This window comes from Rhodoferax ferrireducens, assembly GCF_031458075.1.
GTDB classification, from domain to species: domain Bacteria; phylum Pseudomonadota; class Gammaproteobacteria; order Burkholderiales; family Burkholderiaceae_C; genus Rhodoferax_B; species Rhodoferax_B ferrireducens_A.
On sequence record NZ_JAVDXT010000003.1, the window covers coordinates 1 to 13729 of the forward strand.

Sequence of the window (13729 nt, forward strand, 5' to 3'; positions counted from 1 at the left end):
TCGCAGCCGAAGGCGCCGGCGGCGTCCACGATCTCGGCCCCGGCAGCTGTATAGGCGGCATCGGTCACGCTGGCGGCGATGCCGGCACCGCTTTGTACGCGTACCGTATGGCCAAGCGCTGCGAGCTTCTTGGCGGTTTCGGGGGTCAGGGCAACTCGGGTTTCTCCGGTCGCCGTCTCTTGCGGCACGCCTATCAGCATTCTTGTCTCCTCGGGTCTTGCATTTCGGAAGGGCTGGCCGCAGCTGGCAAATGGGGAGTTAAGCCCCGCATTTGCTTGCCGCAGACAGCCGTGTTCGGTAAAGAAAATCGCAACGGTGTGCAGTTTTCTCGAAAAATGGCCTGCTTCTTATCCGACCAAGCTTAACTGACTTTGGCCACCCGCCAGACCCGCGACCCAACATGCGTGACAGGCTCTCCGCATAATGGGCGCATGAAACCCCGATGGAAACCCAGCGTCACGGTAGCTGCCGTGGTCGAGCACGAAGGCCGCTTCCTGCTGGTCGAAGAACGCATGCCCGAAGGCCTGAAGCTGAACAACCCGGCCGGCCATTTGGAGCCCGGCGAGTCCCTGGCCGAAGCCTGCGCGCGCGAAGCGCTGGAAGAAACCGCCTACTTGTTCAGCCCCAGCGCCCTGGTCGGTGTGTACCAGGCCCGACTGCACAACCCCAGCACCCGGCAGACCACGACCTATTTGCGCTTTGCCTTTTGCGGCACGCTGGGCGCGTTCCAGCCGGAACGCAAATTGGACCGCGGCATTGTGCGCACCCTGTGGATGGCGCCGGACGAGATCCGCGCCAGCACCGCACGGCACCGTAGCCCGCTGCTGCTGCGCTGCATCGAGGACTACCTGGCCGGCCGGCGTTACCCGCTGGATCTGGTGTACACCGCGCCCGACGAGGGCTAAGCCGCCGGATACAGGCCCTGCACCCGTGCGTGCAAACGCGCCAGGCCTAGCAGGGCATCCAGAAACGGCGTGTCCACGCCGGTCAGTCGGCCCAGCTCCTGCACCGCGCTGACCAGCGCGTCCAACTCCACCGACTTGCCGGCCTCCACATCCTGCAGCATCGAGGTCTTGAAAGCCCCCAGCTTGCGGGTGATGGCATGCCGGTCTTCGGGCTGCTGGTCTATCGGGATGCCGATGCGCAGGCCGATTTCCTTGGCCTCCAGCATCACCCGGCTGGTGAAGCCGCAGACCAGCGGATCGGCCATGATCAGGTCGGTGGTGGCACCGGTGATCGCGCTCACCGGGTTGACCGTCATATTGCCCCATAGCTTGAACCAGACGTCTTTCTGTATGCACTCGGACACCGGCGCATCGAAACCGGCACGCGCCAGCAGTTCGGCCAGCTGCTGCAGCCGCGCACTGCGCCCGCCCGCCGGCTCGCCCAGGATCAGCTTGTTGCCGAAATGGTGTTGCACCAGGCCAGGCGCGGACACCGAGGTGCCCGCATGCACCACGCAACCTATGAGCTGCGCTGCCGGTAGGGCCGCGGCAATCGCACCCGTGGGGTCCACCGCGCGCAGCGGCGTGCCCTGGTAGGCACCGCCAAAGCCCTGGAAGAACCACCAAGGCACGCCGTTCATCGCCGTCAGCACCAGGGTCTGCGGCCCCAGCAGCGGCGCAATGCTGCGCGCCACCTCGGCCAGGGCCGGGGCTTTGACGGCCAGCACCACCAGGTCTTGCACACCGAGCGCGGCCGGGTTGTCCGACGCCTGCACCGGCACCCGCAGCAGTTGGCCTTCTTGCTGCAATTGCAAACCTTGCGATTGCAGTGCCGCCAAGGTGGCGCCGCGCGCCACCACGCTCACCGGTTCGCCGATGGCCGCCAGCCGCGCACCGATCCAGCCGCCGATGGCACCTGCGCCATAAATACAAATTTTCATCAAAAGGCCTTTCAGCGCAGCTAATACCTGCGCTATTAGCTATATTTTCAAGAGCAAATTAGTTATCCAGTTTAGCGGCCTCAGGGCTTGCCAGCGGCGCGGTAGTTGGCCTTGAAGCGCTCCGGCACGCGCTCGTCAAAGCCGAAGGCAACGCGCCGCACCTCGGGGCTGTCGTTGGGCTGGTGGCCCACACCCAGGGCCGAGGCGCGCGGCGCGGGGATGGCCACCACCGTGCCCGCCAGGCGGCCCAGGCCGGTGATCTCGCATTCCACCAGATCGCCCGGGTCGACCGAGCGCGAGTGGCAGGGCGTGCCCATCAAGATCACGTCACCCGGCAGCAGGGTGATGTGGCGGGCGATGTCGGCGATCACGTAGTGTGGGCCCCAGATCGTCTCGTCGCCGATATGCGCCTCCTGCACCACCTGGCCGTTGCGGTAGGTGCGCAGGGTCTGGGCGAACAGGTCCACGCCCTTGACGATGCCGGGGCCGATGGGCAGCAAGGTGTCGGCGCCCTTGACGCGCAGCATGCTGCCCTGGTCGGTGTCGCGGTAGTTTTGCAGGCCCATATCGAGCGCCGGGCAGAAGCCTTCGATGTAGTCCCAGGCCTCGTCGGGCAGCACGTTGCGGCAGGTCTTGCTGATCACCACGGCGTACTCGCCTTCGTAGTTCAGGTACAGGCTGTCGGCGGGTTTCAGGATCTCGCAGCCGTGGCCGTTGACCGAGGTCGCCGGCTTGGTGAAGTAGGTCGGCGTCTCGGTGGGCTTGGGCTGGTTGCGGGTCTCGAAGCTGCGCGAGCTGTACGAGATGTGCACGGCGATGATCTTGCTCGGTGCCACCGGCGGCAGGTGCTGCACGGTGGCCGGGTCGACCACGCGGCCGTCGTCCAGGCGCAACTTGCCCTGGTCAGCACCGTCTTCGATGAGGGTGCCCCAATAGGCGCTGCCGCCCACCAGCACGCGACGCCGCTCGACGCGCGGGCCGCGCATCACGGCCGGGAGTTCTTGCAGGGGGAATTCGAAGTTCATGCTGTCTCCTGGTCAAACCAGATGTGGATATTGCCGGTGCCGCGGGCGTTTTCGTAGGCGGAAAGCGGCTCGCCCTTGGCGCGGCAGGCGGCCCCGCCCATGGCGCCCAGCATCTGCAGGTAGTGCGCGCCAAACGCCTCCCAGGGTTTCTTGCGGTACTCATCGTCCCAGCGCTCCAGCACCGCGTCGTGCCGGCCCTGCTGCATCAGCGCGATGGCGCCCTTGTCGCTGGCGATGTTCTCGGGCCGCGAGACATTGCTCTCGTGGAAGATGCGCGGGTGGTTTGGCGTCCAGTCGATGGGGTTGAACTTGTGGCTCAGGGCGCCGGAGGCCAGCAAGAGCACCTTCAAGTCGCTACGGCGCACCGCTTCGCCAATCGCCTCGCCGGACTTCAGAAAATGCGTCCAGTCGCAGTTCTGGCAGGAGCTGACCGTGACCACCGGCGTATCGATCAACTCCAGGCGCAAATGCTTGACCAGGTTGATGGTGGCGTATTGTTTGCCCAGCTCGGGGTGGTTGATGGCGCGGTTGTAGCCGCCCTGCTCGCGCGAGACGGCCTCGATGGCCAGCGCCAACTCCGGGTGGCCGCGGTAGTCGTAGGGCACGCCGTGCAGATACCAGGGCATTTCGTCCGAGATGTAGTTGCCCTGGTAGCGCGCCGCGCCGTCCACCAGGTGGTAGCCGGTGGTGAACCAATGGCTGTCGAAGACCAGCACCACATCCGGTTGGGCGGCGGCGATCTTCTCGCGCAGCCGGGCATAGCCGGGGATCAGGTCCGAGTCCGAGCCTGCGCCCTGCAGCACACGAAACTCTTCGCACTGCATCAGGCCGGGGTGGTGTGAAACCAGGGCTGCGCCCACGATGTGTCCCATGCTTACTCCTTATTTGATAGCTACTAGCGCAATTACTCCCTGCGCTAGCGGGTGTTTTTGCATAAAAGTGGTCAGCGCTGGCTGAAGCTGGCGCGGAAGGGCTTTTTCGGCACCACCACGTCCTTGATGTCGCAGAAGAACTCAAAACTCCAGTGGCCGCCCTCGCGGCCGATGCCGCTGCGCTTGATGCCGCCAAACGGCGCGGCCAGATCGCGGATGCCGAAGCTGTTGACCCAGATGAAGCCGGTACGCACCTGCTGCGCAATCGCCGTGGCGTGTTCGGTCGCGCCATAGCAGACACCGCCCAGGCCGTAGTCGGTGCCGTTGGCCATCTCGATCAGCTCCGCATCGCTGTCGAAGGTCTGCAAGGTCAGCACCGGGCCGAAGACTTCGTTCTGCACGATTTCGCTGTCTTGCCGCAGGTTCGTCAGCATGGTCGGCTGGTAGTACTGGGCACCGAAGGGATGCGGTGCGCCGCCCCACAGCAGCTCGGCACCGTCGGCCAGCGCGCGCTGCACAAAGCCCTGCACGCGCTCCACTTGCCGCGGATGGATGATGGGGCCGACCTCGGTGGCGGCATCGCGCGGGTCACCCACGTTCAGCTTGTCCACATAGCTACGCATGGCCGCCACAAACGCATCGCGCACCTTGCCGTGCACCAGGAAGCGCGTGCCCGCCAGACACACCTGGCCGGCGTTGCGGTACATCAGCGCGCCGGTGGCGGCAGCGTTGTCGATGTCGGCATCTTCCAGCACGATGAAGGGCGACTTGCCGCCCAGCTCCAGGCTGCAGGGCACGAGGTTCGCACCGGCGGCCTGGGCGATCCACTTGGCGGTGGGCACCGAGCCGGTGAAGGACACGCGGGCCAGGCGCGGGTCGGACACCAGCTTGGCCCCAGTGCTGGCACCGCTGCCCTGCACGATGTTGAACACACCCGGTGGCAGGCCGGCGGCATGGGCGCAGTCGGCCAGCAGGCTGCTGGTCAGCGGCGCCCATTCGGGCGGCTTGACGATCACCGTGTTGCCGGCGGCCAGCGCCGGCCCCAGCTTCCAGGTGGCCAGCATCAGCGGCGCGTTCCAGGGCGTGATGATGGCCACCACGCCGGCCGGGTCGTGGCGCACGATGTGGGTGGCTTGCGCGGTCTCGATAGGCTGGTCTTGCAAGGTCAGCGCGTGTTCGGCGAACCAGCTGAGGTTGAGCATGGCGCGCGGCACCACGCCGTGCTGCATGCGCGACAGCAGCACGCCGGCGTCGGTGGATTCGAGCTGGCAGAAGGCCTCGGAGCGCTTGCCGATTTCCGCCGCAAAACGGTCCAGGTAAGGCTTGCGCTCGGTGGCGCTGAGCGCGCTCCAGGCGGGGAAGGCTGCCGCCGCGGCGCTGATGGCCGCGTCCACATGGGCGGCCGTGCCTTCGCTGATGCGGCCCAGCAGGCTTTGGTCGATGGGGCAGTGCAGATCGAACAGCACGTCGGAGGCCACGCGCTGGCCGTTGATGTAGTGGTGCGGCGAGACACTGTGGCCCGCGACGCTGAGGGTTTCGGAATTCATGGTTACTCCTAAATTAATAGCTTCTTGCGCATATCAAATAAGCGCTAGAGGCCAATTTCATTCAAATTTCAGCAGCTTGCCGGGGTTCATCAGCCCCTGCGGGTCCAGCGCCTGTTTGATGCGCCGCATCAGCTGCAGCTCCAGCGGCGGCTTGTAGCGGGCCGACGCATCGCGGCGCAGCACGCCCAGGCCGTGCTCGGCCGAGATCGAACCATCGAAGGCGTGCACCGCGTCGTGCACCAGCTGGTTCAGCGGGGCTTCGAGTGCCAGGAATTCGGCCACCTGCTCTGGCCCGCTACCGGGCTGGGGCGAGGCGTTGTAGTGCAGGTTGCCGTCGCCCAGGTGGCCGAAGGTCACCTGCCGCACTTGCGGAAACTGCGCGGCGATCAGCGCATCGGTGCTGGCGATGAAGGCCGGGATGCGCGAGATCGGCAACGCGATGTCGTGCTTGATGGTCTTGCTCTCGGCGGCTTGCGCTTCGGAGATGTTTTCGCGCAGTGCCCACAGCGCCTCGGACTGGGCCAGGTTGGTGGCGAGCGCGGCGTCTGTCACCCACTCGCTCTCCATCGTCGCTTCGAGCAGGCCTTCCATGGCCTCTGCCGCCTGCGCTTCGCCGGTGCTGGCCGACAGCTCCAGCAGCACATACCAGGGCGATACCTCGGCCAGCGGGCGGCGCGTGCCGGGGATGTGCTGCAGCACCAGCGCCACGCAGGTGTCGCTGAGGATTTCAAACGCCGTGAGCCCCGCGCCCAGCCGCGCCTGCGCCAGGCCCAGCAGATCCAGCGCCTGCTGCGGACTCGGCACGGCCACCAACGCCACCACTTGCGCGGCAGGCAAGGGGAAGAGCTTGAGCACGGCGGCGGTGATCACGCCCAGCGTGCCCTCGGAGCCGATGTACAGATCGCGCAGGTCGTAGCCGGTGTTGTCCTTGCGCAGGTTGCGCAGGCCGTTCCAGAGTTCGCCCTCGGCGGTCACCACCTCCAGCCCCAGGCACAGCTCGCGCGCATTGCCGTAGCGCAGCACCTGCACGCCGCCGGCATTGCTGGCCAGGTTGCCGCCTATGGTGCAGGTGCCTTCGGCCGCCAGGCTCAGCGGGAACAAACGGCCTGCGGCTTTGGCAGCCTCTTGCACCTGCAACAGCGTGACGCCGGCTTCGACCAGTAGGGTGTTGTTCAGTGGGTCGATGGCACGGATCTGGTTCAGGCGGGTCAGCGATAAAACGATGGGCAGAGGGTCGGATGCAGCCTCTGGCACCGAGCCGCCCGAGAGGCCAGTGTTGCCGCCTTGCGGCACCACTGGCACACGATGCGCGTGGCACCAGGCGACCACCTTCGCCACCTCGTCGGCGCTGTCGGGCTGCGCCACGGCCAGGGCTTGGCCAGTCCATTTGCCGCGGTAGTCGGTCAGAAAAGGAGCGGCGTCGGCCCCGGTGAGCAGCCGGCCGCTGAAGGCGGAGCGCAAGGATTCAAGCATCTCAGTAGGCTCCACTCGCCGCGGCCATGGGTGCCGCCTGTTTGAACTGCGCCGCCAGCGCGGCAGTCGCCCGCACCAGCAAAGAGGTGTCCACCCCCACGGCGACAAAGCGCGCGCCCAGTGCCAGGTAGTGCCGGGCCAGGGTTTCATCTGCGCACAGGATGCCGGGCGCCTTGCCTGCATGCAGGATGCGGGCTATGGCATGGTCAATCGCAGCCCTCACCTCGGGATGCGCGGGCTGGCCCAGGTAGCCCATGGAGGCCGACAAGTCCGCCGGACCGATGAACACGCCGTCCACGCCCTCGACCGCCGCAATCGCGTCGATCTGCTGCAAGGCGGCCAGCGACTCGACCTGGACCAACAGGCAGACACGCTCGTTGGCTTCCTGCAGGTAGTTCGGGTAACGCGACCAGCGCGCCGAACGGGCGATGGCGCTGCCCACGCCGCGCAGGCCCTGCGGTGGGTAGCGCATGGCGCGCACCAGGGCGGCGGCCTGTTCGGCCGACTCAACCATGGGCACCAGCACGGTGGTGGCGCCGATGTCCAGCACCTGCTTGATCAGCGCCGCGTCGCCGTGCGGCACGCGCACCACCGGGTGCGTGGGGTAGGCCGCCACGCTTTGCAGCGCGGCCAGCAGGCTGCGCAGGTCGTTGGGTGCGTGCTCGCCGTCGAGCAGCAGCCAATCGAAGCCACTGCCGGCGCAGATTTCAGCCGCGTAGGGGTCGGCCAGGGCTTGCCACAGGCCGATTTGCACCTCGCCGCGGGCCAGGGCCTGCTTGAACAGGTTGTCAGGGGTTTGCATGGCGTGCGGCCTCACATGAAGCGGAAGGAAATCGCCCCCAGCGGACCGTAGTCCGCATGGAAGGTGTCGCCCGCCGCCCCGGCCACCGGGCGGGTGAACGAGCCGCCCAGCACCACCTCGCCTGCGGCCAGGCCTTCGCCGTGGGCGCTGAGCTTGTTGGCCAGCCAGGCCACGCCATGGGCCGGGTGGTTCAGCACGGCGGCGGCCAGGCCGCTTTCTTCGATCACGCCGTTCTTGTAGAGCAGCGCGCCGCACCAGCGCAGGTCTACCGCGTCGGGCTTGACCGGGCGACCACCCATGACGATGCCGGCATTGGCAGCGTTATCGGCAATCGTGTCGAGCACCTTGCGCGGAGCCTGGGTCACGCGGTCGAGCTGCTCGATGCGGGCGTCGATGATCTCCAGTGCCGGCACCACGTAGTCGGTGGCGGCCAGCACCTCAAAAATCGTCACATTCGGGCCGCGCAAGGGCTTGCCCAGGATGAAGGCCAGCTCGACCTCGACGCGCGGCAGGATGAAGCGCTGCACCGGGATGTCGGCGCCCTCGGGGAACAGCATGTCGTCGGTCATGGCGCCGTAGTCGGGCTCGGTGATCTGCGACGAAATCTGCATGGCGCGCGAGGTCAGGCCGATCTTGTGGCCCAGGATGCTGCGACCCTCGTCCCGCTTGATCTGCACCCAGGCGCGCTGGATGGCGTAGCTGTCGGCCAGCTCCATCGCCGGGTAGCGTTTGGAGAAATGCGCAACCTGTACACGGGTCTGTTCCGCCTGGTGCAGTTCGCGCGCCAAGGCCTGGTGGATATCGGGGGTCAGCATGTGGGGGATTCCTTGCTACTTTGGGTGGCCCGGGGGCCTAGGATTCGGCGGTGAAACCGATCGCCTTCACGATCGGAGCCCACTTCTCGCTATCGGCCTTGAGCAGGGCGGCCAGTTCCGCAGGGGTGGACGAGCGGGCTTCGAGCCCCATGGCGGCCAGGCCGTCGATCACCTCCTTGTTGCCCAAGGCGCTGCGCAGCGCGGTATTTGCTCGGGCCACCACGTCCGCAGCCGCTTTGCCCGGCAGGTAAAAACCGAACCATTCGCCAAACACCAGGTCTTTCAACCCCTGCTCCACCAGGGTGCTGGTGCCCGGCACGAACTTGTTGCGCGCTGCCCCGGAGGTGGCCAGCAGGCGGGCCTTGCCACCGCTCAAATGCGGCAGAAACTCCCCCACCGGAGCCGACACCGCGGCGATCTGCCCGCCCAGCATGTCCAGGATGGCGGGCTGCGAACCGCGAAAACCCACATGCCGCAAATCCACCTTGCCGGCCCGGCCGATCAGCTCGCCCACAAAATGCGGCACGGAACCCGGCGCCGGCGAGCCGAAATTGGCGTTCTCGGGATGGGCTTTGCACCATTCCAGAAATTCGGGAACGCTCTTGACCGCCGCCGGTACCTGGGGCCCCACAGCGAAGCCCATGTCGAAGACCACGCCCAGCGATACCGGCGTCAGATCGGCCACCGGGTCGTAGGGCAGTTTTTTGTAGGTGTGCGGGTAGATGCCCAGCATCGACATCGGCGTCGCCAGCAGGGTGGCACCATCCGGCGCTGAGGCTTTCAGCGCCGAGATAGCGATCTGCCCGCCCGCGCCGGTGCGGGTATCGACGACCGCCGCCTTGGCGTAGCCGCCCGTCAACTGGGTGGCGACCCGGCGCGCCAGCGTGTCCACCGTGCCGCCAGGCGCGAAGCCCGACAGAATTTTCAGGGTCTCGATGGCTTGCGCCCGGCTGGCCGAGGGCAGGCCACCGGCAGCGGTGGCCAAAGCGATATGCAGCAGTTGGCGACGGGAGATGGGAGGGATGGGGGATATGGGCATGGGGATGTCTCCTGTCTGGTTTTATGGAAAGGTCGAACGCGGGCGTTTCAGATGTCCCAGTCCCTGCAGTTTGCAAGCGCACCCGCCATACAACAATCGATATATATTGGGGTATTACTTAGACTTTCTTCATAATCCCATGGCCTTGCCCCGCTACACCCTGCGCCAGCTGGATGCCTTCGTCACCGTGGCCGAGCTGCTGAGCTTCACCGCGGCCGCCGACCGGCTGGCGCTGACCCCGTCGGCGGTGAGCCAGCTGGTGGTCGAGCTAGAGTCCAGCCTGGACTTCAAGCTGTTCGAGCGCAGCACGCGCAAAGTGGCGTTATCGGCGGCGGGCAAGGAGTTTTACGGCTCGGCCCAGACCGTGCTCAAGCACCTGCGCCTGGCCGAGGTGGCGGCCACCGACTTGCGCAACCGCGCCGCCGGCCTGGTGCGCATCGCCGCGCCGATGGTCATCGCCAGTGCCATCCTGCCGCCGCTGATCCGCGACTACAGCCAGCTGCGGCCCAAGCTGGTGGTGCGCATCCGCGACGCAGCAGTGGAGCAGATGACCGATATGGTGGACAGCGGCGAGGTGGACCTGGCCCTGGGCCCCGACCGGCAGAGCAGCGGCAACGTGCTGCGCACCAGCCTGTTCAGCAGCCCCTGGGTGCTGTGGTGCGCAAAAGACCATCCGCTGGCGCAGAAGCAGCGGCTGCAGTGGAACGACTTGCGCGCGCACGCGCTGGTGACGGCCGGGCGCGACCACGAGCTGAGCGTGGCGCAAATGGGCGCGGCCCTGCCCGAAGACCAGCGTATCCACCCGATCGAGGTGGTGGACCACATCTCCACCGCCTTCGGCATGGCCGCCGCCGGCCTGGCGGTCACCGTGTCGCCCGCCTACGTCGCGCCCTGGGCCAAGCGCCAGGGCCTGGTGATGCGCCGCATCGTCGACCCGGAGGCCATGCGCCAGGTGTGCCTGTACCGGCCTGCGCACCGCGTGGCATCGCCCGCGATCGAGGGCTTTGCGGAGTACCTGGTGGAGCGGCTGCAAAAGCCCCACAGACCGCCCGCTTTATGAACAAAATCGACCCTTAGCCCAATCCGGACCAGCGGCGAATGCTATGGTTTTTGCACCAATGGCCTTACATGGCCTGCCGCCTCTGCCGCGCTGCCACAGGCCAGCCGCCCCAGGTTTTTACAATCGGGGCATGGGAACACACAGCAAACAACGGGTGGTGGTCGGATTGAGCGGCGGCGTGGATTCGGCCGTCAGCGCTTATCTGCTCAAGCAACAGGGCTACGAGGTCATCGGCATCTTCATGAAAAACTGGGAAGACGATGACGACAGCGAATACTGCTCGTCGAACATCGACTTCGTCGACGCGGCCGCCGTGGCCGATGTGATCGGCATCGAGATCGAGCACGTCAACTTCGCCGCCGAATACAAGGACCGGGTGTTTGCCGAGTTTCTGCGCGAGTACCAGGCCGGCCGCACGCCGAACCCCGACATCTTGTGTAACGCCGAGATCAAGTTCAAGGCCTTTCTGGACCACGCGATCCGCCTGGGCGCCGAGAAGATCGCCACCGGCCACTACGCCCGGGTCCGCGAGGTGGCCGGCCAGTTCCAGCTGCTCAAGGGCTTGGACCCGTCCAAGGACCAAAGCTATTTCCTGCACCGACTCAACCAGGCGCAGCTGAGCAAAACGCTGTTTCCCGTGGGCGAGTTGCACAAAACCGAGGTGCGCCGCATCGCCGCCGAGATGGCGCTGCCCAACGCGGCCAAGAAGGACTCTACCGGCATCTGCTTCATCGGCGAGCGGCCGTTCCGCGACTTCCTGAACCGCTACATCGCCAAGGAACCAGGTCCGATCAAGGACGAAAAAGGCCGCGTGCTGGGTAAGCACGTAGGCCTGAGCTTCTACACCCTGGGCCAGCGCCAGGGCCTGGGCATAGGTGGCATCAAGGAAAAAGGCGCACAGCGCGGCGGCGGCGAACACGCGCCCTGGTTCGTGGCCCGCAAGGACATGGAGCGCAACACCTTGTGGGTGGTGCAAGGCCACGACCACCCCTGGCTGCAGTCGCAGACCCTGGCGGCCGACGACGCCAGCTGGGTCGCCGGCCACCCGCCCGCCCCCGGCGCCTACGCCGCCAAGAGCCGCTACCGGCAAGCCGATGCCGCCTGCAGCCTGGCTGCCGACGGCCCACAGCACTTCAGCCTGCAGTTCCCCGACGCCCAATGGGCGGTCACCCCCGGCCAGTCGGCCGTGGTGTACGACGGCGATGTGTGTTTGGGCGGCGGGGTGATCTGCGCAGGGCCTTAAAACCTGTCGCCTGCACCCCACAATTTCGCGCCTGGCCCGTCCCCAAAATGGAGGATGGGCCGCGGCGCCCATGCCAATTAGTTCACACACCGGCGGTGCGCGCCCCGGCACCAGCCGATACAAAAAGTAACAAGAGAATAACAATGGCTCTCATTACCGCTGTCGTCCAGCGATCTTTGAGCACTGCCTTTGTTACCTCTTTCACCCCTTCCCCGCCATACCTTGTGCAGCCTGCTGCTGTGCGCCTTCAGTAGCGCCAGCTGGGCGCAAACCAGCCCGCCTAGCAACGGCCCCGACCCCAGCCAGGAACAACGGCGCCAGCAAGAGCGCGAGCAGATCGAACGCGAACGGCTGCAGCCCAGCCCGGATGTGCGCCTGCCCAGCCCGCCAGCCTCGGCCGACCTGCGCTTGCCCATCGGCGAGGCACCCTGCTTTGTGCTGCAAGACATCACGCTACGCGGCGATCTGTCGGAGCGTTTCGGCTGGATACTGGAGGCACTGAACGGTCCGCAGCACGATGACAGTCCTCATCAGCGCTGCCTAGGCGCCCAGGGCATTGCGCTGCTGGTCCAACGTGCGCAGCAGGCCTTGGTGGACCGCGGTTACGTCACCAGCCGCGTGCTGACGGAGCCGCAAGACTTCAAGTCCGGGCACCTGGCGCTGACCCTGCTACCCGGCCGCATCCACGCCATCCGATTTGCACCCGGCACTGTGGGTCGTGCGACCGCGCTGAATGCGGTTCCCGCCAAAGTAGGCGACATCCTGAACCTGCGCGACGTGGAGCAGGCGCTGGAGAACTTCAAGCGCCTGCCCAGTGCCGAAGCCGACATCCAGATCGAGCCCGCCGAAGCCCCGGGCAGCAGCGACCTGGTGATCCGCTGGCAGCAAGCCCTGCCGTTCCGCCTGAGCCTGACGGCCGACGACGGCGGCAGCCAGGGCACGGGCAAGAACCAGGGCAGCATCACCCTGAGCTACGACCACTGGTGGACGCTGAACGACCTGTTCTACATCACCTACAACCGCAATCTGGACGGCGCCCTGGGCCACAGCGCCTTACGCGGCCATGCCGCAGGCGATGCGACGGACGGAGCGCACGGCACCCAAGGCCACACGGTGCACTACTCGGTACCCTGGGGCTACTGGCTGCTGGGCCTGACCCACAGCCAAAACCGCTACTACCAAAGCGTGGCCGGCGCCAACCAGAGCATCGTCTACAGCGGCAGCAGCAGCAACGCCGAGCTCAAACTGTCCCGCCTGGTCTACCGCGACCAGGCCCGCAAGACCACAGTCTCGGTGCGTGCCTTCCAGCGCACATCGAACAACTACATCGACGACACCGAAGTAGAGGTGCAGCGCCGCGTGGTCGGCGGCTGGGAAGCCGCCGTAGCCCAGCGCGTCTTTATGGGCAGCGCCACGCTGGACGCCAACGCAGCCTTCAAACACGGCACTGGAGCCTTCGGCGCGCTGCCCGCGCCCGAAGAAGGCTTTGGCGAAGGCACTTCGCGCTTCAAGCTGGTAACAGCAGACCTCAGCCTGAACAGCCCTTTTGCGGTCGCCGGCCTGCCCCTGCGCTACAGCGGCAGCTGGCGCGCCCAGTGGAACCGCACGCCGCTGACGCCGCAAGACCGCTTCGCCATCGGTGGGCGCAATACCGTGCGCGGCTTTGACGGCGAATCCAGCCTGTCGGCCGAGCACGGCTGGCTGCTGCGCCAAGAGCTCAGTGTCCCCCTAGGCCAGAGCGGCCAGGATATCTACCTCGGCCTGGACCATGGCGAAGTCGGCGGCTTCAGCAGCCAGTTCCTGGTCGGCCGCCGCCTCACGGGCGCGGTGATCGGCCTGCGCGGCAGCGTCAAAGGCCTGGGCTACGAGCTGTTTGCGGGTCGGCCGGTAAAGCGCCCCGAGGGCTTCAGAACCGCCGGCACCACGGCCGGATTCAGCCTGAGCCTCAGCTTCTAAGTAGCCCTATTA

The 13729-nt window shown here is 66.5% G+C and carries 12 protein-coding genes and 1 pseudogene; 4 read left to right on the forward strand and 9 right to left on the reverse strand.

Going from position 1 to position 13729, the window contains the following annotated elements; genetic code table 11:
• Positions 1-200 (reverse strand): annotated as a pseudogene (locus J2X19_RS15495) (NAD(P)(+) transhydrogenase (Re/Si-specific) subunit alpha); the annotation flags it as partial.
• A gap of 231 nt (positions 201-431) precedes the next feature.
• On the opposite strand from J2X19_RS15495, the gene J2X19_RS15500 reads away from it, so the two are divergent.
• The gene (locus J2X19_RS15500; RefSeq protein WP_310374565.1) at positions 432-905 is read left to right on the forward strand and encodes an NUDIX hydrolase; all 474 of its coding nucleotides are present in this window, start codon (positions 432-434) and stop codon (positions 903-905) included.
• Here the strand turns inward: J2X19_RS15500 and J2X19_RS15505 are convergent.
• The 8 genes from J2X19_RS15505 to J2X19_RS15540 form a co-directional block, all read right to left on the reverse strand.
• Positions 902-1885 (reverse strand): 2-dehydropantoate 2-reductase, encoded by a 984-nt coding sequence (locus J2X19_RS15505; protein ID WP_310374566.1) that lies wholly within the window; start codon positions 1883-1885, stop codon positions 902-904. The genes J2X19_RS15500 and J2X19_RS15505 overlap by 4 nt on opposite strands.
• A gap of 80 nt (positions 1886-1965) precedes the next feature.
• Positions 1966-2910, reverse strand: a complete 945-nt coding sequence (locus J2X19_RS15510; protein ID WP_310374568.1) for a fumarylacetoacetate hydrolase family protein — start codon at positions 2908-2910, stop codon at positions 1966-1968.
• Positions 2907-3782 (reverse strand): DODA-type extradiol aromatic ring-opening family dioxygenase, encoded by an 876-nt coding sequence (locus tag J2X19_RS15515; protein WP_310374571.1) that lies wholly within the window; start codon positions 3780-3782, stop codon positions 2907-2909. The genes J2X19_RS15510 and J2X19_RS15515 overlap by 4 nt, the downstream gene beginning before the upstream one ends.
• A 71-nt stretch (positions 3783-3853) precedes the next feature.
• The gene (locus J2X19_RS15520) at positions 3854-5329 is read right to left on the reverse strand and encodes an aldehyde dehydrogenase family protein (protein WP_310374573.1); all 1476 of its coding nucleotides are present in this window, start codon (positions 5327-5329) and stop codon (positions 3854-3856) included.
• A 57-nt stretch (positions 5330-5386) separates the two neighbouring features.
• On the reverse strand, positions 5387-6802 hold the full coding sequence (locus J2X19_RS15525; protein ID WP_310374575.1) for an FAD-binding oxidoreductase: 1416 nt from the start codon (positions 6800-6802) through the stop codon (positions 5387-5389).
• Position 6803: 1 nt separating this feature from the next.
• Positions 6804-7604 carry a 4-hydroxy-2-oxoheptanedioate aldolase gene (gene hpaI, locus J2X19_RS15530; RefSeq protein ID WP_310374577.1) on the reverse strand — a complete coding sequence of 267 codons (801 nt, stop codon included), beginning with the start codon at positions 7602-7604 and terminating at the stop codon, positions 6804-6806.
• An 11-nt stretch (positions 7605-7615) separates the two neighbouring features.
• Positions 7616-8419 carry a 2-oxo-hept-4-ene-1,7-dioate hydratase gene (gene hpaH / locus J2X19_RS15535; protein WP_310374579.1) on the reverse strand — a complete coding sequence of 268 codons (804 nt, stop codon included), beginning with the start codon at positions 8417-8419 and terminating at the stop codon, positions 7616-7618.
• Positions 8420-8456: 37 nt separating this feature from the next.
• On the reverse strand, positions 8457-9458 hold the full coding sequence (locus J2X19_RS15540) for a Bug family tripartite tricarboxylate transporter substrate binding protein (RefSeq protein WP_310374582.1): 1002 nt from the start codon (positions 9456-9458) through the stop codon (positions 8457-8459).
• Positions 9459-9597: 139 nt separating this feature from the next.
• Between J2X19_RS15540 and J2X19_RS15545 the strand changes: the two genes are divergently transcribed.
• From J2X19_RS15545 to J2X19_RS15555, 3 genes are all read left to right on the forward strand, one after another.
• A complete protein-coding gene (locus J2X19_RS15545) occupies positions 9598-10518 on the forward strand; it encodes a LysR family transcriptional regulator (RefSeq protein ID WP_310374584.1) in 921 nt (306 codons plus the stop codon).
• Between the two features lie 130 nt (positions 10519-10648).
• Positions 10649-11761 carry a tRNA 2-thiouridine(34) synthase MnmA gene (gene mnmA / locus J2X19_RS15550; protein WP_310374586.1) on the forward strand — a complete coding sequence of 371 codons (1113 nt, stop codon included), beginning with the start codon at positions 10649-10651 and terminating at the stop codon, positions 11759-11761.
• Positions 11762-11983: 222 nt separating this feature from the next.
• Complete coding sequence (locus J2X19_RS15555; RefSeq protein WP_310374588.1) at positions 11984-13717, forward strand: ShlB/FhaC/HecB family hemolysin secretion/activation protein; 1734 nt, start codon at positions 11984-11986, stop codon at positions 13715-13717.
• Positions 13718-13729 lie beyond the last annotated feature (12 nt).

Coding starts and splice junctions, on each gene's coding strand:
- hpaH (WP_310374579.1), bottom strand. CDS start 8,419: ATGCTGACCCCCGATATCCACCAGGCCTTGGCGCGCGAACTGCACCAG.
- mnmA (WP_310374586.1), top strand. CDS start 10,649: ATGGGAACACACAGCAAACAACGGGTGGTGGTCGGATTGAGCGGCGGC.
- J2X19_RS15540 (WP_310374582.1), bottom strand. CDS start 9,458: ATGCCCATATCCCCCATCCCTCCCATCTCCCGTCGCCAACTGCTGCAT.
- hpaI (WP_310374577.1), bottom strand. CDS start 7,604: ATGCAAACCCCTGACAACCTGTTCAAGCAGGCCCTGGCCCGCGGCGAG.
- J2X19_RS15525 (WP_310374575.1), bottom strand. CDS start 6,802: ATGCTTGAATCCTTGCGCTCCGCCTTCAGCGGCCGGCTGCTCACCGGG.
- J2X19_RS15520 (WP_310374573.1), bottom strand. CDS start 5,329: ATGAATTCCGAAACCCTCAGCGTCGCGGGCCACAGTGTCTCGCCGCAC.
- J2X19_RS15545 (WP_310374584.1), top strand. CDS start 9,598: ATGGCCTTGCCCCGCTACACCCTGCGCCAGCTGGATGCCTTCGTCACC.
- J2X19_RS15510 (WP_310374568.1), bottom strand. CDS start 2,910: ATGAACTTCGAATTCCCCCTGCAAGAACTCCCGGCCGTGATGCGCGGC.
- J2X19_RS15515 (WP_310374571.1), bottom strand. CDS start 3,782: ATGGGACACATCGTGGGCGCAGCCCTGGTTTCACACCACCCCGGCCTG.
- J2X19_RS15505 (WP_310374566.1), bottom strand. CDS start 1,885: ATGAAAATTTGTATTTATGGCGCAGGTGCCATCGGCGGCTGGATCGGT.
- J2X19_RS15500 (WP_310374565.1), top strand. CDS start 432: ATGAAACCCCGATGGAAACCCAGCGTCACGGTAGCTGCCGTGGTCGAG.